This window comes from Sphingomonas lacunae, assembly GCF_012979535.1.
In the GTDB taxonomy this organism is placed as follows: domain Bacteria; phylum Pseudomonadota; class Alphaproteobacteria; order Sphingomonadales; family Sphingomonadaceae; genus Sphingopyxis; species Sphingopyxis lacunae.
This window is the reverse complement of the sequence record NZ_CP053015.1, coordinates 2,295,919-2,314,039: the sequence shown is the minus strand read 5'-3', so window position 1 is coordinate 2,314,039 and position 18,121 is coordinate 2,295,919. Positions and strand designations below refer to the sequence as shown.

At 58.4% G+C, this 18,121-nt stretch carries 16 protein-coding genes and 1 riboswitch; of the genes, 5 read left to right on the top strand and 11 right to left on the bottom strand.

What is annotated here, in order from left to right; all coding sequences use genetic code 11:
• Positions 1 to 543 precede the first annotated feature (543 nt).
• The 5 genes from GV829_RS11090 (at position 544) to GV829_RS11070 (ending at position 7,126) form a co-directional block, all read left to right on the top strand.
• Positions 544 to 2,136 (top strand): ATP-binding protein, encoded by a 1,593-nt coding sequence (locus GV829_RS11090; RefSeq protein WP_169946671.1) that lies wholly within the window; start codon positions 544 to 546, stop codon positions 2,134 to 2,136.
• 33 nt (positions 2,137 to 2,169) lie between these two features.
• Positions 2,170 to 2,377: riboswitch (cobalamin riboswitch) on the top strand.
• Between the two features lie 82 nt (positions 2,378 to 2,459).
• Complete coding sequence (locus GV829_RS11085) at positions 2,460 to 4,505, top strand: TonB-dependent receptor plug domain-containing protein (RefSeq protein WP_169946669.1); 2,046 nt, start codon at positions 2,460 to 2,462, stop codon at positions 4,503 to 4,505.
• Positions 4,502 to 5,377 carry an ABC transporter substrate-binding protein gene (locus GV829_RS11080; RefSeq protein ID WP_169946667.1) on the top strand — a complete coding sequence of 292 codons (876 nt, stop codon included), beginning with the start codon at positions 4,502 to 4,504 and terminating at the stop codon, positions 5,375 to 5,377. The genes GV829_RS11085 and GV829_RS11080 overlap by 4 nt, the downstream gene beginning before the upstream one ends.
• Positions 5,374 to 6,366, top strand: coding sequence for a FecCD family ABC transporter permease (locus GV829_RS11075; protein ID WP_169946665.1), 993 nt, complete (start codon positions 5,374 to 5,376; stop codon positions 6,364 to 6,366). The genes GV829_RS11080 and GV829_RS11075 overlap by 4 nt, the downstream gene beginning before the upstream one ends.
• Positions 6,359 to 7,126 carry an ABC transporter ATP-binding protein gene (locus GV829_RS11070; RefSeq protein ID WP_169946663.1) on the top strand — a complete coding sequence of 256 codons (768 nt, stop codon included), beginning with the start codon at positions 6,359 to 6,361 and terminating at the stop codon, positions 7,124 to 7,126. The genes GV829_RS11075 and GV829_RS11070 overlap by 8 nt, the downstream gene beginning before the upstream one ends.
• Positions 7,127 to 7,132: 6 nt before the next feature.
• Here GV829_RS11070 and GV829_RS11065 read toward each other — a convergent pair whose 3' ends face one another.
• From GV829_RS11065 to nuoH, 11 genes are read right to left on the bottom strand one after another with little or no spacing between them, the layout of a single operon-like run.
• On the bottom strand, positions 7,133 to 7,411 hold the full coding sequence (locus GV829_RS11065; protein ID WP_169946662.1) for a DUF1467 family protein: 279 nt from the start codon (positions 7,409 to 7,411) through the stop codon (positions 7,133 to 7,135).
• 11 nt (positions 7,412 to 7,422) lie between these two features.
• On the bottom strand, positions 7,423 to 9,045 hold the full coding sequence (locus GV829_RS11060) for a ribonuclease J (RefSeq protein WP_169946660.1): 1,623 nt from the start codon (positions 9,043 to 9,045) through the stop codon (positions 7,423 to 7,425).
• A 9-nt stretch (positions 9,046 to 9,054) separates the two neighbouring features.
• The gene (locus GV829_RS11055; RefSeq protein ID WP_169946658.1) at positions 9,055 to 9,831 is read right to left on the bottom strand and encodes a type III pantothenate kinase; all 777 of its coding nucleotides are present in this window, start codon (positions 9,829 to 9,831) and stop codon (positions 9,055 to 9,057) included.
• Between the two features lie 22 nt (positions 9,832 to 9,853).
• Positions 9,854 to 10,612, bottom strand: coding sequence for a biotin--[acetyl-CoA-carboxylase] ligase (locus GV829_RS11050; protein ID WP_169946656.1), 759 nt, complete (start codon positions 10,610 to 10,612; stop codon positions 9,854 to 9,856).
• The gene (nuoN, locus tag GV829_RS11045) at positions 10,588 to 12,033 is read right to left on the bottom strand and encodes an NADH-quinone oxidoreductase subunit NuoN (RefSeq protein ID WP_169946655.1); all 1,446 of its coding nucleotides are present in this window, start codon (positions 12,031 to 12,033) and stop codon (positions 10,588 to 10,590) included. Before nuoN ends, GV829_RS11050 begins: the two co-directional genes overlap by 25 nt.
• 3 nt (positions 12,034 to 12,036) lie before the next feature.
• Positions 12,037 to 13,590, bottom strand: coding sequence for an NADH-quinone oxidoreductase subunit M (locus GV829_RS11040; RefSeq protein ID WP_169946653.1), 1,554 nt, complete (start codon positions 13,588 to 13,590; stop codon positions 12,037 to 12,039).
• On the bottom strand, positions 13,587 to 15,632 hold the full coding sequence (gene nuoL, locus GV829_RS11035) for an NADH-quinone oxidoreductase subunit L (RefSeq protein ID WP_169946651.1): 2,046 nt from the start codon (positions 15,630 to 15,632) through the stop codon (positions 13,587 to 13,589). Before nuoL ends, GV829_RS11040 begins: the two co-directional genes overlap by 4 nt.
• 9 nt (positions 15,633 to 15,641) lie before the next feature.
• Positions 15,642 to 15,947, bottom strand: a complete 306-nt coding sequence (nuoK, locus tag GV829_RS11030) for an NADH-quinone oxidoreductase subunit NuoK (protein ID WP_169946649.1) — start codon at positions 15,945 to 15,947, stop codon at positions 15,642 to 15,644.
• The gene (locus GV829_RS11025; RefSeq protein WP_169946647.1) at positions 15,944 to 16,555 is read right to left on the bottom strand and encodes an NADH-quinone oxidoreductase subunit J; all 612 of its coding nucleotides are present in this window, start codon (positions 16,553 to 16,555) and stop codon (positions 15,944 to 15,946) included. The genes nuoK and GV829_RS11025 overlap by 4 nt, the downstream gene beginning before the upstream one ends.
• A 12-nt stretch (positions 16,556 to 16,567) precedes the next feature.
• Positions 16,568 to 17,053 (bottom strand): NADH-quinone oxidoreductase subunit NuoI, encoded by a 486-nt coding sequence (nuoI, locus tag GV829_RS11020; protein ID WP_169946645.1) that lies wholly within the window; start codon positions 17,051 to 17,053, stop codon positions 16,568 to 16,570.
• Positions 17,050 to 18,102 (bottom strand): NADH-quinone oxidoreductase subunit NuoH, encoded by a 1,053-nt coding sequence (gene nuoH, locus GV829_RS11015; RefSeq protein WP_169948259.1) that lies wholly within the window; start codon positions 18,100 to 18,102, stop codon positions 17,050 to 17,052. The genes nuoI and nuoH overlap by 4 nt, the downstream gene beginning before the upstream one ends.
• Positions 18,103 to 18,121 lie beyond the last annotated feature (19 nt).

Here is an 18,121-nt window from a genome sequence, read left to right as displayed (position 1 = left end):
GGGGAAAGGTTAGCGCAGCTTGCCAGCTAGCGAAGCTGGGAAGGGGGTGGCCCCTCAGCGCCATAATGGACTGCCAGCAAAAGGCGACGCCCCACCCCGTTCGCCTTGAGCTTGTCCAAGTGGAAGACGTGACACAGCCTCAACGATCATTCTATCCTTAGGTCAAGGCCCACTCAAGCACTCGGTCTGCGCCGCTTGTGGCTCGGCGACCTGGCGGCTGTGCACCCGCAGGAGAATTCAGTAACGGCGGTGGTTGAATAAACGCAAAGGGGAATTACCCTCGAACTGTGATTTCTGACTAACACAGCAGCGAACCTCTGGCGTAACTTTCTTCCGACATTCCACGAGACAGCATTTGGCGAAATAGGGCGAATTTGTGTTCGGAGTATCGAATTGCACCTGGCGGTTTAATGGTAGCGATTCTCACGTTGACCGCGCTGGCTTTAACTACAACCAAATAGTCTATCATATCATGACATTTCTCCAGTAAGTGCTATTCTGGAGTCAGATTCGGAGGGCTGGGAGATTGCAGTGAAGTCGGTCATGCGAAAATCAGTGCTAAAGACCGTCGATGGGACGCCGAAGAAGCGTCTATTCCTATCAATTATCAGTGATTATGACATCCGTACCGGATTATGCGAGTTAATCGATAACGCAATCGATTTATGGACCACCTGTGGCTCCGAGAAACCTTTAGAAATTAGGGTCACGCTAGATGCTCAACGGCAATTAATTTCGGTAAATGACAATGCCGGTGGAGTTTCCGAAGACAATGTAGAATTGCTCATATCCCCCGGAGCCAGCCGGAATGATGTCGGCGACGCTCTAATTGGCATTTTTGGAGTTGGTGGCAAGCGTGCAGGAATCGCGCTGGGTGAGCTGGTAGAAATTAAAACTAGACATGGCAGTGATAAAAGCATTCAAGTAGATATTTCTAATGAGTGGATAGAATCTCCAGATTGGGATCTTGATGTATATCAGGTAGCCGACTTGCCTCCTGGAACAACCACAGTTGACATCAGCAAGCTTCGGCAACCATTTTACGAATCTGATATCATTGATATCCGCAAACATTTGGCTGAGACTTATAGTTGGTTTTGCGAAAAGGGTTGCACGATTTTCCTGAATGATGAAGAGATATTGCCTAAGGTATTTAATAGTTGGGCATACCCGCAAGATTTTTTGCCTCACTACGCTTCGTTTAAAATAGAACCAGTCCACAAGGGCTTCCTTGATGTTAAAATCACAGGCGGTCTAATAACGGATCGTGATGCTGAAATGGAGAATTATGGAGTCTATGTTTATTGTAACAACCGGTTAATTGTAAAAGAATTGAAACATAGAGAAGTAGGCTATTACGTTTCTTCGGAAGCTGGCGTCCCCCACCCGGACGCATCGTTGTGTCGTGTAATTGTGGAATACAACGGTCCAGCTAATTTGATGCCTTGGAACAGCAGTAAGAGCAATGTTAATTTCAGTCATCCTGCGTTTGCTCAGATTAGAAATCGTGTAATTGATTTCACATCTTATTTCACGAAAGCCTCTCGCCGGACGAAGCATGATTGGCAAGGGCTTATTCTATCTCATACATCAGGATCGATGAAGACAATTCAACCTAGCTCTGCACTTTCTACCAGGAAAACCGTTTTACCTCGTCCACCAATGTCAAAGCGGCAGTCTCCCTATGCATTAATAAAAACAAATAACGAAGTCATATTGAAGGATAAGCCTTGGACTATTGGATTAATTGAATCAATTGGCCTTGTAGACATTATCAGCAAGCAAAATTTTCAATCTAAAAATCGCGCGTCGCTTATTTTGCTTGATAGCAATTTTGAGATTGCATTGAAAGAATTTATAGTTACTAGAACTGATTTGTTTCCTCCATATAAATGGGGTGGAGTTGAATTGGCGCGACTCTTTCAACGTCGATCAGATGTCATAAAGGCAGTCAATGAACATGTAAAATTCTCTCAGTCTTTGCTCGATAAGATAAATTATTATTACAACATAAGAAATACTTTTATTCATCAACGTGCGTCGGCAACAGTAACAGATGAGCAAATTGCAGATTATCGATCAGCAATCGAAACGGTATTGAAGGGGTTATTTGGCCTAAAATTTCCTGATGCCTAACCCCCCTTGCCCCCCACCCCAAAATCCCCTACCCGCCCCCTTGTGACGCAAGGTTCCCCCGTAACAGGGGGCGAAGAGGGAAGTCGGTGATCCGTCAGGAAAATCCGGCGCTGCCCCCGCAACTGTGACCGGCGAGTCATGGGCCATATGCCACTGCGGCTGCCATCCGGCGGCCTTGGGAAGGCGGCCTGATGATGCTGACCCGGCGAGCCAGGAGACCTGCCTCGTGTCGCCGTATTTCGCGTGGGCGGGGTGTACCAATGCGATCGGGGTTTTCCTCGCATGACGGCATGTCTGTGTCGTTATGGAGCCCGAAAACCGTCATGAAAAGCCACGTTTCCCTTGCTGCCCCCCGTCCCTTTGCGGCGGCCAGCCTCACCGCCGTCGCGCTGGCACTCGCCGCGCCCGCGCTGGCGCAACAGGCCGCTGTGCCCGACGAAGCCAGCCCGGCGGACTCATCCCATCCCATCGACCTGATCGACTGGCAGGACAGTTGCCCTGCCCAACCCTGTCTGCCGTCGATCCTCACCGTCTGGGGGGAAAGGTCCGACCTCGCGGATGCCCCCGCTGCCGTGTCGGTCATTACCCGGGCGGATCTGGACCGCACACAGGCGCTGACCGTCGCGGATGCCCTCACCCGCATTCCCGGCGTCACCGCCACCAGCAACGGCCAGTTGGGCAGCTTTACCGGCCTGCGCATCCGCGGCGCCGATGCCACGCAGACTTTGGTCATCATCGACGGCGTGCGCGTCGGCGATCCCTCATCGCCCGGCGGCGGCTTTGACTTTGGCAATCTGACCAGCGCCGGGATCACCCGGGTGGAGATCCTCAACGGCTCCAACAGCCTCGCCTGGGGCAGCGACGCTATTGGTGGCGTCGTCCTGGTCGAAACGCTGGGCCGCGCCAGCGATGCGCTGACCGCCTCGGCAGAGGGTGGCTCGCATGGTCTGGCGCGCATCGGCCTTGGTGGCGGGCTGCGGCAGGGGCGGCTGCACGTGGGTGGCCATGCCGGCTATCTGCGCACCGATGGCATCAGCGCCGCCTCATCGGGGCGGGAGGCTGACGGTTTCCGCCAGTTCAGCGCCAATGGCCGTGCCAGTCTCGATCTCGACGCGGTTGAACTCAGCGCCGCCTTTGTCCACGCCTCGGGCCGGCTTGCGCTCGATGGCTATGCCCCGCCCGCCTATGCCTTTGGCGACACGGCGGAGTATCAGGAAACGCAGGAAAATTACGCCAGCGTGCAGGTTCGCCATTATGGTGCTTTCGGCGGGCAGATCGCCTTTGACCACGGCCTGTCGGCCTCGCTGGCAGACATCAACCGCGACAGTTTTGATCCCGCCGCCGGTACTGCGCCCGGTTTTGCGGCACGCGGACGGACCGATCGGATCGGCTGGACGGGCACCCTCTCCCGCAGCGATCAGTGGCGGTTGATCGCCGGGGTGGAGCATGAGCGCAGCCGCATGGCGACTGCCAGCGCCTTTGGCGGCGACCGGCAATCGTCCGCGATCAGCGCCGGCTGGGTACAACTGCGCCTGCAACCGACCGACGGGCTCGATCTCGGCGGCGGCGTGCGCCGGTCCGACCATCGCGACTTTGGCGGCGCGACCGTCTTTGCCGCCAATGCCAGTTGGCGGCCGGGGGCGGGTGACTGGAAACTGCGCGCCAGCTTTGCCGAGGGGTACAAGGCGCCGACCCTGTTTCAGCTGTCCCCCGATCCCGCCGCCTATGGCAACCCGTCGCTGCGCCCGGAACGCAGCCGCAGCTATGACGCCGGGGTGGATTATGCCCTGTCGGGTAACCGTTATGTGCTGTCCTTCACGCTGTTTCGCCGGGACAGTGACGATCTGATTGATTTTGTCGGATGTTCGGGCACGGGGCAGCCGGCCATCTGCGCCACCGGCACCCGGCCCTTTGGCACCTATGCCAATATCGCGCGGGCGCGGGCAGAGGGGGTTGAGCTGGGTGCTACCGTGCGGGCCAGCGAGCCTATGACCATCGCGTTGGGCTATGCCCATGTGGCGACGCGGGACCGAACGCTGGGCCGCTTCACCAGCGGCAATCGCCTTGCCCGACGTCCGGCCAACAGCGGCACGCTCTCGCTTGATTATGCACCGCCGGGTGCTGATGGTGTTGCCGACTGGTCGCTGGGCGCTGACCTGCGCTGGGTCGGGGCCAGTTTTGACGATGCCGGCAACAGCATCCGCCTGCCCGCCTATGCCCTCGCCGGGGTGCGCGGGGCGGTGCGTTTTGGCGCGCATGTCGAACTCTATGGCAGAATCGATAATCTGTTTGATGCGCGCTACGAAAATGTATTTGGTTACGGTACTTATGGACGAACGTTTGCAATCGGTGTGAGGTGGCGGGGGTGAAAAGGTCGCTCTACCTCGCCCTCTATCTTGCGCCGGCGGTCACCCTCGCCAGCTGCCACCCCGCCGCGCCTCCCCCCACTCCCCCCGTCGCGGCGGGGACCGGCCCCGCTACCCCTAGCGGTGATCGGATCGTCAGCCTCGATTATTGTGCCGACCAGATGCTCCTCGGCCTTGTCGAACGGCACCGCATCGCTGCTGTTTCGCCCGAAGTTGCCAGTGATCCGCTGTTCTCCGAACCGCTCTCCCGCGGCCTCCCGCGGGTTCGCCCCGACGTCGAACGCGTCCTCGCCATGCGCCCGACGCTCGTCATCCGCAGCTATGGCGGCGGCCCACGCATCGAGGCCGCGCTGCGCCGCGCCGGCGTGCCTGTTTTCACCCTGCCCTATGCCGACGACATCCCCGCCATCCGTCGCTCCATTACTGCTAGCGGCGGCGTCCTCGGTACACCCGACGTAGCGGCCCGCCGCGTAGCGCATCTTGACGCCGCCATCGCTGCCGCCGAAACCGCGCGACCCATGGCGCTGACGGCGCTGTATGTGACCCCCGGTAATGTCACGACCGGCCCGGACAGCCTCGTGGGCAGATTGATCGCTACCGCCGGCCTCAGCAGCTATGAACTTCGGCCCGGCTGGCACCGCCTGCCGATTGAAAGGCTCGCTGGCCATCCGCCGGACCTCGTCGTCCGCGGCTTCTACGACAGCCCAATGCATCAACAGGATCGCTGGTCGTCCTCGTCTCACCGGGTACTGCGTGCCTCAATCGCCGCTGTGCCACAGGTCAGCATCCCTGGCAGCGAGATTGCGTGCGGAAACTGGCTCGCAGGGAATGCCTTGCGCCGCTTGGTCGGCGCCAGACAAGTGTTGCGGCAATGATGCGAACTCCACTTTTGGTTTGGCTCGGCGCGCTACTGCTGCTGTGCACCGGTATGTCGCTGGCGCTCGGTCCCAGCAGCTTCGCACTTAGCGAATGGCTATCGCTGCTCGGCGGCCAACCAAATGGCGCAGTGCAGACGATCCTGCTTGACGTACGTCTGCCCCGTGCCACCGCAGCGGCCCTTGCTGGCTGTGCACTGGGTGCAAGCGGCACTGCCATGCAGGGCCTGATGCGCAATCCGCTCGCCGAACCGGGCGTTATGGGCGTCTCCGCCACCGCCGCGCTCGCTGCAACCAGCTGTGTCTATTTTGGCCTTGCGGCGACCTCTCCCTTGCTTGTGCCGATCGCCTCCCTCGTTGGCGCCATTGCCGCGACGTCCGTTGTGGCCGGAGCCGCCCTCCGCCTGCGCGGCATTGCCAGCCTGATCCTCATCGGCGTTGCGATGTCAGCCATTGCCGGGGCGATGATGGCGCTGCTCGTCAATATGGCTCCCAACCCCTTTTCCCTTTCGGACCTGATCAATTGGACTGCCGGCTCGGTCGCCAATCGTGACTGGGATGAAATCGGCTTTGGCGCACCCTTCATTCTGTCGGGTGTCGCATTGTTGCTCTGGGGCAGACGCAATCTCTCCGCGCTAGCCCTCGGTGAAGAAGCCGCCCATGGCATGGGTGTTGATCTAGCGAGAACGCGGCTTCTTGTTATCGCCGGGACAGGCATCGCGACCGGCGGAGCTGTAGCGATTGCCGGGATGATCGGCTTCGTTGGCCTCATTGCCCCGCACATGGTGCGCAAGGCGTCGGGCCATGATGCCGGACTCGCAATTCTGCCCTCGGCCCTTGCGGGCGCCTCATTGTTGCTGGTCTCTGACATGGTTGTGAGATTGCTACCTTGGGGGAATGAGCTGCATCTTGGCACATTGGCGGCGCTGATCGGCGCCCCTCTCTTCGCCCTCATCGCCTTGCGCATGGGGTCCATCCGCCATGGCTGAAGTGCTGGTCCGTTCGCTTACCGTGAAGACAGGTCATGCCACTCTGGTCCGCGCGGCAAGCTTCAATCTGTCTGCCGGCGAATTGGTGATCATCATCGGCGAAAATGGTGCGGGCAAGTCTTCGCTAATGCGTGCGGTGGCTGGATACCTTCCAGTTACGAACGGGCGGTGCTTGATTGATGGTAAGGATATTGCGAGGCTCAAGCCCGCCGAGCGCGCGAAGCTCATGGCTTGGCTACCGCAATCCCCCTCAATAGCCTGGCCCATCCGCGTGCGCGACGCCGTTGCACTGGGCCGCTTTCCGCATGGTGCTGTTCCCTGGAAGCTAGCGCCCACGGATGCTGCTGCCATCGACAAGGCCTTGACGGACTGTGACCTCGACCATCTTGTTAACAGGTCCATCACGACTTTGTCAGGAGGGGAACTGGCCCGGGTCCACATTGCCCGAGCGCTAGCCTGTGATGTCCCGGTACTCCTCGCCGACGAACCTGTCGCAGCACTCGACCCAAGACATCAGTTGTCCGTGATGCAATTGTTACGAAACATGACGGAACGAGGTGCCAGCGTTCTCGTTATCCTCCACGATCTCGCACTCGCCGCCCGGTTCGCGGACCGCATCATCGGCATGAAGGGGGGAGAGATCATCATCGATAGCAACGCCGTTGACGTCATCTCTCCGGTCGTAATCCGAGAGTTATTTGGCGTAGAGGTTGCGGTCAACCATGATAGCGGATGGCCGCAACCAGTCCTCGTTGGATGATACGCTCTATCGGGCGCTTGGTGGTGCCGGAAAGAAATTGATATCGTCCGGGGTTATCCAGCCATGGACGTAATTCGCATAATAGGTGCCAAACAAAATAGCTGCGACCAGAGTTGTCTGCAAAGCTACCTTGCCAGCGTTGAAGCTAACCGGGGCACTATCTGCTTGCCCCGGCACTGGCAACGCATCCTGCTCCCCTGCCTTTCGGGCATGAAATGGCAGCACCAGGAACAGACAGAAAAACCAGAAGATCACATATATTGCGAGAGCAGAGGTCCAGTACATTCCATGCCTCCCTATCGATCGAACAGCAGGACATCGACGAGCGGCTTTTTGCCGGTCCAGTCGGTAGCACAGCGCCTGACAGCCAGTCGAATGGCTTCTCGACGCTTCTCTCCAGACACGGGCGCCGCTTTGGCAGCCTCCTCCGCCGCAGTGGATGCCTCTTCCACAAAGCGCGCCTGATCTTCGGCTTCTATGGGCAGGCCACGCTGAGCAACATCCGCACGACCGTCAGCGACTGCAACGACCACATGACCGGTCGAGGAGAGTCTGCGTCGTTCATTCAACACGCCGCCATCAGCTCGCGTTATCATGTCTCCGTCGAGCACGAGGCGCCCGGACGATACCTCTCCGATGATTGATGGTTCACCAGGAGCCAGCCTTACCAGCTGGCCATTCTTTTGGACCAACGTGTTGGGTACTCCTTGGCCTGTGGCAAAGCGTGCCTGTTCAAGCATGTGCCGCATCTCGCCATGCACTGGCACAAGAAGCTCAGGCCTCACCCACTCATACATTGCTGCAAGTTCTGGTCGTCCCGGATGCCCGGAGACATGGATGTGGGCCTGCTTTTCCGTGATCGTCTCCACACCCATTTCCGCGAGGCGGTTCATGATTCTGCCAATAGCCATCTCATTGCCCGGGATCTGTTTTGACGAATAGATGACCCTGTCGCCAGCCTGGAGTTTGATCGGATGATTGTCTTCCGCGATTCGGGCCAGCGCCGCGCGCGGCTCACCTTGGCCGCCAGTGGCTATGATCATCACCTTGTTGCGGGGCAAACGCATCGCCGAATCCCAATCGATCAACGGCGGGAAATTCCGCAAATGGCCAGATGACTGAGCTACCTCCAGAATTCGGTCGAGCGAGCGGCCAGCCAAGGCCAGTTGGCGGCCGGTCGCTCTTGCCACTTCGCCCAGCGTTTCGAGCCGGGCGGCATTGGAGGCAAAGGTGGTCACCACCACTCTGCCCTTTGCTTCCCCTACTACATTCATCAATCCTTCGCGAACACTGCCTTCGCTCCCCGATGGTTCGTCGTTGAACACATTGGTCGAGTCACAGACAAGCGCCAGCACGCCCTTGTCGCCATGGGGACGAACAGCCTGCTCAGCCTGGGGCAAGCCGAGCCTGGGATCGTCATCCAGCTTCCAGTCGCCTGTGTGGAATATTCGCCCATAGGGAGTCTCAATAACGGCTGCACACATGTCGGGAATCGAGTGCGCCAGCGGAACCAACTCGATGTTGAAAGGACCGAGCTGGAAAGCGGCATGGTTATCAACCACCTTGAGCGTCACCTCCCGCTCAAGTTGTTCCTCGGCAAGCTTGCGGGAGACCAGTCCAGCCGTGAACTTGTTGGCATAGACCGGCACGCCAAGGTCGGCCGCGAGATAGGGGACCGCGCCGATATGGTCCTCGTGCCCGTGCGTCAGCAATATGCCAACGAGATCCTTGCGGCGCTCCTCGATAAAGGCCGTGTCCGGCATGATGATATCGATGCCGGGATAGTCGGCGTTACCGAATGTCACGCCCATGTCGACAATCAGCCATTTGCCATCGCAACCATAGAGGTTGAGATTCATGCCGATTTCACCGGATCCGCCGAGTGCGACGAACAAAAGCTCCTTGGCGGCTTTGGTCATTGTTGTCATTTATCCATGCGCATTCTGGTAAAGGATCGCAACGCCGCGCAGCGTCAGATCAGGATCAACATGATCGAACAAGTGGCTATGTTCCTGAAACACTGTGGCGAGCCCGCCGGTTGCGACGACCTTGGCTGGCCGACCAATCTCGGCCTTCATTCTGGATAGAAGTCCCTCGATCATGGCCACATAGCCCCAATAGATGCCGATCTGCATTTGTGATTCGGTGGTTTTGCCGATGACGCTATCATTTGTCGGGGTTTCTACCGCAATCCTGGGCAGCTTAGCCGCGGCATTGACCAAGGCATCGAGCGAAAGGTTCAAGCCGGGTGCAATGATTCCGCCCATATAGGCGCCACGATAATCGATGTGATCGACAGTAGTGGCTGTTCCAAAACTGATCGTGATCAGGTCACCTTGGTGCGCTGCATGGGCTGCTATGGCGTTTACCGCTCGGTCCGCTCCAACAGCGTGGGGTTCGGCAACATCGAGTGCAATGCCCCAACCATAGGGGTCGCGTCCGGCAACGCCCGCCTCAACACCGAAATATTTGCTGGCCAGAAGCTGAAGATTATGGAGCGCCCGCGGAACCACCGTTGCAATCAGCACAGCCGTCACATCAGACCGGGAATAACCTTCCAATTCCAAAATCTGCGTCAGCCACACCGCATATTGATCGGCGGTCCGACGCGCATCGGTGACAATCCTCCACCGAGCCTTAATCTCCAGCCCATCGACCAAAGCAAATTTGGTATTGGTGTTACCTGCGTCAATTGCCAGCAGCATGCGTCCGTCCCGTTCTCTTGTGTTACGCGCTGATTATCGTGATTTCGCCCGCATTGATGGCCTTGGTATCACCGTCGGCCAATCGCAGGCGCAGGCTGCCATCAGGTCCAAGCCCGTCAAAAGCGCCACTCAAACCCTCATATGCCCCGTCACTAACACTCAAAACAGTGCCGACGCGATGCGCCCGCTCCATCCACTGGTCAAGTGTATCGCGCAGACCGAGTTCTCTCCAGCGTTTCAGCCGCTGCTGGAACAACGGTGCCAAGCATTCGAGAACCTCGGCTGGGGAAGAAGGGGGCGCGTCGTTGATCTTTTGAATTGATGTCGTATCGCGGTCAGCAATAACTGGAGCAAAGGCGACATTGACACCAATGCCCACCACCACAGTGTCATTCACCCGTTCCAACAGCATGCCTGCCAGCTTTGCTCCTTGCCAGAGAATGTCATTGGGCCATTTCAGCCAAAGTCCATCTGTGTCCGACCCCAATTGAACGGCCAGCGAGTCATACACGGCAACACCGGTGACAAAAGACAGGCTGTGCGCAGGGGGATCGTCGGAACGCAATTGCACTATTGTTGAACAATAGAGGTTGCCTTGCGGGCTCTGCCACTGTCGTCCTAGCCGTCCGCGCCCACCCAATTGCCGGCCCGCGCGTAGCCAATACCCTTCACCTAATTGCTCTGCTTTGGACAGCCTATCCAGCAGGTCACTGTTGGTCGAGCCCGTCTCTTCGACGAACTCAAAGTTGGGATTTGTCAGAGCAGTGCCCCCGCTGCCCAAGCGGCCACTTGCGACAGAGGCGCTAGCAAAATGAAGCCAAACAGGCTGACATAGGCCGCAGAGACAGCGATGACGCCCCGTTCCGCAACGCCGCCAACAGCAGGGAAGCTGACGTCAGCCGGCGCGTCGAACATCATGACCTTGATGACACGCAGATAATAGAAGGCGCCGATCACCGATGCCAATGCGCCAATCACCGCGAGCGGCAAAAGCCCCGCAGAAATTGCGGCCTGAAAGACAAGATACTTCGGCCAGAAGCCAAACAGCGGCGGTATGCCAGCGAGACTGAACATGAAAATTGCAATCGCGGTCGCAAGGCCGGGACGCGTTTTCCATAGCCCCGCCAGACTTGCGATATCCTCTACCATACGGCCATTGGCGTCCCGCAACTGGAGCACCGCCAAAAAGCTTCCCAAGGTCATTACCACATAGACGGTAAGGTAGATGATCACCGACGATACGCCCGCTTCGTTGGTGGCAGCAGGACCTGCAGCGGCAAGGCCGACAAGGATGAAGCCCACATTGGCAATCGACGAATAGGCCAACAGGCGCTTGATGTTGCGCTGACCGATCGCGCCGATGGCGCCGAGAACCATCGACGCGATGGCCATGAAACTGATGATCTGCTGCCAGGACCCGACCGCATCCGGAAGCGCCTCCATGCAAAAGCGCGTTAGCAGGGCCAAAGCCGCAACCTTGGGCGCGCTCGCAAAGAAAGCCGCGACTGGGGTGGGAGCACCTTCATAGACGTCCGGGGTCCACATGTGGAAGGGCACAGCGCTGATCTTGAAGCCCAGGCCAGCCAGCACGAACACCAAGCCGAAAATCAGGCCAAGATTGTCACCATGGGTGAAAACATCTGCTATGCCGGCAAAGTTCGTCGTCCCGGTAAATCCGTAGAGCAGCGATGAGCCGTAGAGCAGCATCCCCGAAGCGAGCGAACCCAGCACAAAATATTTGAGACCCGCCTCACTCGCACGGCCATCTGTCCGGGCAAAGCTGGCGAGCACATAGGCCGCCAGACTGTTCAGCTCCAAACCGATATACAGGGACATGAGGTCATGAGCCGACACCATGATCGACATACCAAGGACCGAAAACAGCACCAGAACGGGATATTCCGCGCGATAGCCCTCGGCTTCGAAATAGCGGGGCGCCATCAACAGTGCCGCAATGGCCGAGATATAAATCAGTGCCTTGGCATAGATGGAAAAGCTATCCACGCGCAGCGTGTCGCTGAAAACCAGCGTCGGCCCTTCCGGCTGACGGATCAGCAGGATCAGGGCAAGCGCCAGAAACAACGCTGCCAGAGCGTTGATCACGCCAGACTGCTTGTCGCCTGCGAAAGCGGCGTACATCAGCAGCACTAGTCCGCCGATGATCAGGGCAAGTTCAGGCAAAATGTAGAGCAAATCAGTCACAGGTCAGTGCGCCTCCCCGGCGCCATGAGCAGATGCCGCGCCGTGGGCGGCGGCGGGAGCCGGTTCACCAGCGGCAAGTTGGGCATCACCGGCAGGTGCGGTCGGTGCAAGACGTGCAACCAGCGTCGTCACATCCTTGCGCATCGGGGCGAGGAAGGATTCAGGATAGACACCCATCCATAGCGCCGCGCCGGCAATCGGCAGGAGCAAAATCCATTCCCGGGCATCGAGATCCTTCATAGATGCCGCATCCTCGCCAGCGGGCTTGCCAAAGGCGATGCGCCAATAGAGCCAGAGCATATAGGCCGCACCAAGGATCACGCCTGTGCCGGCCACCAGGGCAAGCCAGCTTGAAGCCTGATACATCCCGGCGAGCGCCAGGAATTCACCGACAAAACCACTGGTGCCCGGAAGGCCGATCGACGCCATGGTGAAAAAGAGGAACAGCATGGCATAGCCCGGCATATTGTTGGACAATCCGCCATAACGGGCGATCTCCCGTGTATGCAGCCGGTCATAAATGACGCCGACGCACATGAAGAGTGCGCCCGACACAAGGCCGTGGCTGAGCATGACAATCAGCGCGCCCTCAATACCCTGCTGGTTGAAAGCGAACAGACCGGCAGTCACAATCGCCATGTGGGCGACCGACGAATAAGCGATCAGCTTCTTCATATCGTTCTGCACCAGAGCGACGAGGCTGGTGTAGATCACCGCCACCATCGACAGGGCAAAGACCAGCCACATGAACTCCGCGCTTGCCGCCGGGAACATCGGCATCAGGAAGCGGATAAAGCCATAGCTGCCCATTTTGAGGAGGACACCGGCAAGGATTACCGAACCGGCGGTCGGCGCCTGCACGTGTGCGTCGGGCAACCAGGTATGGACCGGCCACATCGGCATCTTGACCGCAAAGCTGGCGAAGAAGGCGAGCCACAACCAAGTCTGGATATGCGCAGGGAAATCATGCTCCATCAGCGTCGGAATGTCGCCGGTGCCTGTCTCCATGATCATCCAGATCATCGCCACGAGCATCAGCAACGAGCCGAGCAGCGTGTAGAGGAAGAATTTGTAGCTAGCGTAGATTCGGTTCGCGCCACCCCAGATACCGATGATCAGATACATCGGGATAAGGCCGGCTTCAAAGAAGATGTAGAATAGGATCAGGTCCTGAGCGGCGAACACGCCAATCATGAGCGCTTCCATCAGCAGGAAGCAGCCATAATAGAGCCCGACCCGCTCCGTGATCGACCTCCAGCTGACGCCGATACAGATCGGCATCAGGAAAACCGACAGCATGATCAGCATCAGGGCAATGCCATCAATGCCCATCTTCCAGTTTAGCGTGCCGTAAATCGCCAGTGCTTCCGTGAACTGCCACTGGGGCCCGCCAATGTCGAAGCTGGCCCACAACAGGCAGCCCAGGACAAAATTTGCCAGGGTCGCCAACAGCGCCGTCCACCGCGCGGCAGAAGCGCCAAGGAACAGACAGAGAGCCGCTGCGGCCGCCGGCAAGGCGACCATCAGGGTCAGAATGGGAAAACCGGAATCGATCATTGGTATGCCGCCATCGCCCAGGTGACCAGCGCGGCGAGGCCGAGCAGCATCACAAACGCATAGGAATAGATAAAGCCAGATTGCAGCCGCGAAGCCAGACGGCTTCCGCCGCCAATGGCAACGGCAACCCCGTTGGGACCAAAGCGGTCGATCGTTTGTTCGTCACCGCGATGCCAGAAAAGCTTGCCGAGCCAAAGTGATGGCCGCACGAACAGCACGTTGTAAAGTTCGTCAAAATACCATTTGTTGACCAGGAAGCGGTGCAGATCAGGCACTGCCTTGACGAACCGCGCCGGGGCCTGCGGATCACGGATATAGTTGCGCCAGGCAATGGCCAGGCCGATCAGCATCACCGCCGCCGGTGTCAGCTTCACCCACAGCGGAACCTCGTGCAGCGCATGCACCAGATGCTCGTCAAAGGCGATGCTGCCCTGCCAGAACGACCCGGTACCGGCGCTGATAAAGCTGTGGTGGAACGCGAAACCGGCGAACACGGCACCAACGGTCAGCACCGCGAGGGGCACCAGCATCGGCCAGGGGCTTTCATGCGGGTGATAGCCAGCCGTACCGGTTGCAGCATTCTCATGATGTGCTTCATGATCATGTTCCCCATGGGCATGATCGTCATGACCATGACCATGCGCGTCATGCACTGCATGCTGGATGTGCTCCGAACCTGCCCAGCGGGCTTCACCATGGAAAGTGAGGAAGATCAGACGCCAGCTGTAGAAGCTGGTCAAAAGAGCGGCAAAAGCGCCGACGGCAAAGGCGAGCTGTCCGCTAGGGCCTGAAGCAAAGGCGGCCTCAAGGATGGCGTCCTTCGAATAGAAGCCGGCAAAGCCGAACACGCCGAGGATGCCGACACCGGTAATTGCCAGCGTGCCGGCCATCATCGCCCAATAGGTGATGGGAATATGCTTACGCAGGGCACCATAATAGCGCATGTCCTGCTCATGGTGCATCGCATGGATCACCGAGCCGGCACCAAGGAACAGCAAAGCCTTGAAAAAAGCGTGCGTGAACAGGTGGAACATCGATGCGCCATAAGCGCCAACGCCGGCGGCAAAGAACATGTAACCCAGCTGCGAGCACGTCGAGTATGCGATCACCCGCTTGATATCCGTCTGCACTGTTCCAACCGTCGCGGCGAACAAGCAGGTGGCGGCACCGACGAAGGTCACGAAACCCAGCGCCACCGGTGCCAACTCGAACATCGGCGAGAGACGGCAGACCATGAAAACACCTGCAGTCACCATGGTGGCCGCGTGGATCAGCGCTGACACCGGCGTCGGCCCTTCCATCGCGTCTGGCAACCAGGTGTGGAGACCAAGCTGTGCCGATTTGCCCATCGCGCCGATGAACAGCAAAAGGCACAGGATGGTCAGCGTATCGAAACGCAGACCGAGGAAGCCGATGGTCGAACCGGCCATGCCAGGCGCTGCTTCCAGAATTTCGGGGATGGATACGGTGCCAAAGACCAGGAATGTACCAAAGATTCCGAGCATGAAGCCCAAGTCGCCGACGCGGTTGACGACGAACGCCTTGATCGCCGCCGCGTTGGCGCTGGGTTTGTGATACCAGAATCCGATCAACAGATAAGAGGCAAGGCCAACGCCTTCCCAGCCAAAGAACATCTGAACCAAATTGTCGGCGGTCACCAGCATCAGCATGGCAAAGGTGAACAGCGAGAGGTAGGCAAAGAAGCGCGGCTGGCTCTCATCCTCGGCCATATACCCCCAACTGTAGAGGTGAACGAGGGCGGAAACGCTGGTGATCACGACCAGCATCACCGCGGTCAGCGTGTCGACCCGCAGGGCCCAGTCGAACGCCAGATCGCCCGAGCGGACCCACTGCAACACGGGCGTGACCGAAGCGGTTGCATCACCCGACAGGAAAGAGAGGAAAATCGGCCAGCTCATCGCGCATGAAGCGAAAAGGGCGCCGGTTGTCACCAGCTTCGCAGGCAGGTTGCCGATCAGACGACCGCCAAATCCGGCGATGATGGCAGCCAACAGTGGCAGAAAGACGATTGCGGTAATCATGGTCGCGGCTCAGCCCTTCATCCGGTTGGCGTCGTCGACGGCGATGGTGCCACGTCCACGGAAATAGATGACGAGGATGGCGAGCCCGATCGCCGCTTCGCCTGCCGCCACCGTCAACACGAACATCGCGAAAACCTGTCCCGCGAGGTCGCCCAGATAGGCGCTGAATGCGACCAGATTGAGGTTCACTGACAACAGGATCAATTCAATCGCCATCAGGATGATGATGATGTTCTTGCGGTTGATGAAAATGCCCAGCACGCCGAGCACGAACAGGATCGCGCTGACGGTGAGGTAATGTGCGAGACCAATCACAATTCAACCCCCTTGCCCACCGGCTGGTCCACCAGACGGGTTGCATCCTGCGGACGGCGCGCATTTTGGCTGGCAATATTCTGCCGCCGAACACCACCACGAGGCCGATTGGTCAACACAATGGCACCGATCATCGCCACCAGCAGGATGATGCCGGCAATTTCAAACAGGAAAATATAGCGTGTGTAGAGCAGTTCGCCGACGGCTTGGATATTGCTCACATCGGGGGCGACCGGCGCGACACGTTGCGCCAGTTGGACGCTGCCCGCCTGCCAGGCGCCGATCGCGAAGACCAGTTCGCAGACCATGACGATCGCCAGCAACACGCCGACCGGCAGATATTTGGCAAAGCCCGCGCGCAGTTCGGCAAAATCGATGTCGAGCATCATCACGACAAACAGGAACAGCACCGCGACCGCCCCGACATAGACGATGACCAGCAACATGGCGATAAACTCGGCGCCAAGGATCAGCATCAGACCGGCAGCGTTGAAAAAGCCCAGGATCAACCACAAAACGCTGTGGACTGGGTTGCGCGAAAAGATCGTCAGCACGGCCGAAGCGATCAATATGCTGGCGAACATGTAAAAGGCGATGGTCTGGATCATCCTGCGCGGCCCCTAGCGATACGGCGCATCTGCGGCAAGGTTCGCGGCGATGGCACGCTCCCACTTGTCACCATTGGCGAGGAGCTTGTCTTTGTCATAGAGAAGTTCTTCGCGCGTTTCGGTCGCAAATTCGAAGTTCGGACCTTCGACAATGGCGTCCACCGGGCATGCTTCCTGACAGAAACCACAATAGATGCACTTGGTCATGTCGATGTCATAGCGCGTCGTACGGCGGCTGCCGTCATCACGCGGTTCGGCCTCGATAGTGATCGCCTGCGCCGGGCACACTGCCTCGCACAGCTTGCACGCGATGCAGCGTTCCTCGCCGCTCGGATAGCGACGCAGCGCATGCTCACCGCGGAAACGCGGGGACAGCGGGTTCTTCTCGAACGGATAGTTGATCGTCGCCTTGGGCTTGAAGAAATACTTCAAGGTCAGCGCATGCGCCTTGACGAACTCCCACAGCGTGAAGGACTTGATGATTTGAGCGACGCTCATGCCGGCACTCCATAGCGGGTCAGCATCAGATAGCCCGAGACCAGGAATACCCAGAACAGGCTGATCGGCAAGAAGACTTTCCAGCCCAAGCGCATCAACTGGTCATAGCGATAGCGCGGGACGGTTGCCTTCACCCAACTGAAGATGAAGAAGAAGATGAAGATCTTGAGGAACAGCCAGATGATGCCGGGCACATAATAGAGCGGCGCCCAGTCAATCGGCGGCAACCAGCCACCCCAGAACAGGATGGCGTTGAGCGCGCACATCAACAACACGTTGGCATATTCGCCAAGCCAGAACAGTGCGAAACTCATTGACGAATATTCGGTCTGATAACCCGCCACCAGTTCCGATTCTGCCTCGGTCAGGTCGAACGGCGCGCGGGCAGTTTCGGCCATGGCCGAAATCAGGAACATCACTGCCATCGGGAACAACAGCAGGTTGAAGGCAAAGGCATTCACCACGCCAAACCCATGTCCTTGCTGCGCCTGAATGATCTCGTTCAGATTGAAGCTGTCGGCCCACAGGACCACACTGATCAGGATGAAACCGATCGACACTTCATAGCTGATCATCTGAGCGGCGGCACGCAGCGCCGAGAAGAAGGGATATTTCGAGTTGGACGCCCAGCCCGAAATCACCACACCGTAAACGCCGAGCGAGCTGATCGCCAGTATGTAGAGCAGGCCGACATTGATGTCCGCCAGCACCGCACCAGAATTGAAGGGTATCACCGCCCAAGCCATCAGCGCCACGGTGAAGGTGATGATAGGCGCGATAAGGAACAGCGCCTTGTTGGCGCTCGACGGGATGATGGTCTCCTGCAGGAACACCTTCAAACCGTCGGCAAAACTCTGCAAAAGCCCGAAGGGGCCGACCACATTGGGGCCCCGGCGCAGTGCGATGGCAGCCCAGATCTTGCGGTCAGCATAGATGATCATCGCTACCGCAAGCATCAGCGGCAGAGCGATCAGTAGAATGCCCACGATCGAGGCCGTGAAGAACGCCCAATCCTGCGACATCCCCCATGAGATGAACCGGTCGGTCATGCCGAGGTCAAACCACTGG

Bases quoted from the DNA above. Each gene is read 5' to 3' on its own strand.
- nuoL (WP_169946651.1), bottom strand. From the start codon at position 15,632: ATGATTACCGCAATCGTCTTTCTGCCACTGTTGGCTGCCATCATCGCC.
- nuoH (WP_169948259.1), bottom strand. From the start codon at position 18,102: ATGACCGACCGGTTCATCTCATGGGGGATGTCGCAGGATTGGGCGTTC.
- GV829_RS11070 (WP_169946663.1), top strand. From the start codon at position 6,359: ATGGCTGAAGTGCTGGTCCGTTCGCTTACCGTGAAGACAGGTCATGCC.
- GV829_RS11085 (WP_169946669.1), top strand. From the start codon at position 2,460: ATGAAAAGCCACGTTTCCCTTGCTGCCCCCCGTCCCTTTGCGGCGGCC.
- GV829_RS11055 (WP_169946658.1), bottom strand. From the start codon at position 9,831: ATGCTGCTGGCAATTGACGCAGGTAACACCAATACCAAATTTGCTTTG.
- nuoI (WP_169946645.1), bottom strand. From the start codon at position 17,053: ATGAGCGTCGCTCAAATCATCAAGTCCTTCACGCTGTGGGAGTTCGTC.
- GV829_RS11090 (WP_169946671.1), top strand. From the start codon at position 544: ATGCGAAAATCAGTGCTAAAGACCGTCGATGGGACGCCGAAGAAGCGT.
- GV829_RS11075 (WP_169946665.1), top strand. From the start codon at position 5,374: ATGATGCGAACTCCACTTTTGGTTTGGCTCGGCGCGCTACTGCTGCTG.
- GV829_RS11025 (WP_169946647.1), bottom strand. From the start codon at position 16,555: ATGATCCAGACCATCGCCTTTTACATGTTCGCCAGCATATTGATCGCT.
- GV829_RS11065 (WP_169946662.1), bottom strand. From the start codon at position 7,411: ATGTACTGGACCTCTGCTCTCGCAATATATGTGATCTTCTGGTTTTTC.
- GV829_RS11060 (WP_169946660.1), bottom strand. From the start codon at position 9,045: ATGACCAAAGCCGCCAAGGAGCTTTTGTTCGTCGCACTCGGCGGATCC.
- GV829_RS11040 (WP_169946653.1), bottom strand. From the start codon at position 13,590: ATGATCGATTCCGGTTTTCCCATTCTGACCCTGATGGTCGCCTTGCCG.